The sequence below is a fragment of the Streptomyces sp. CA2R106 genome (genome assembly GCF_037034245.1).
In the GTDB taxonomy this organism is placed as follows: Bacteria; Actinomycetota; Actinomycetes; order Streptomycetales; family Streptomycetaceae; genus Actinacidiphila.
In genome coordinates, this window is sequence record NZ_JBAGKC010000176.1 from 1 (window position 1) to 490 (window position 490).

Below are 490 nucleotides of genomic sequence, written 5' to 3' on the forward strand. Positions count from 1 at the left end.
GGCAAGGCGCGCCGCGAACACCGGCGAAACACCGGCCAGTTCACGCCCCATCCCCACCCACTGCGACCCCTGACCCGCAAACGCGAACACCGGACGGGTGTCCGCACGCGCCACCGCCGAGACCACCGCACCCGACGGCGTACCCGACGCGAGACTCACCAGACCGTTCACCAGGTCGGTCCGGTCACCCCCCACGACCACGGCCCGGTGCTCGAAGGCAGAGCGGGTCACCGCCAACGACCAGGCCAGGTCCGCCGGTTGCAGCTCGGGACGCTCGTCGACCCAGTCCCGCAGCCGTTCCGCCTGGCCCGACAGGCCCGCTGCCGAGCGGCCGGACACCAGCCACGCGTGGGCGGTGCCGGGGAGGACCACCGCGCTGCCGGACCAGCCGGCGTCCTCCGGGGCCTGGGGGACCTCGGCTGCCTCGGCGGCTGCCGGGGCCTCTTCCAGGATGACGTGCGCGTTGGTGCCGCTCAGGCCGAACGAGGAG

1 protein-coding gene is annotated in these 490 nt (G+C 74.3%); it reads right to left on the minus strand.

All coding sequences use genetic code 11. The features are described 5' to 3' along the window. Nucleotides 1–490, minus strand: a 490-nt coding sequence (locus WA788_RS35605; RefSeq protein WP_335984656.1) for a CurL C-terminal domain-containing protein, incomplete at both ends; no start/stop codon positions are given.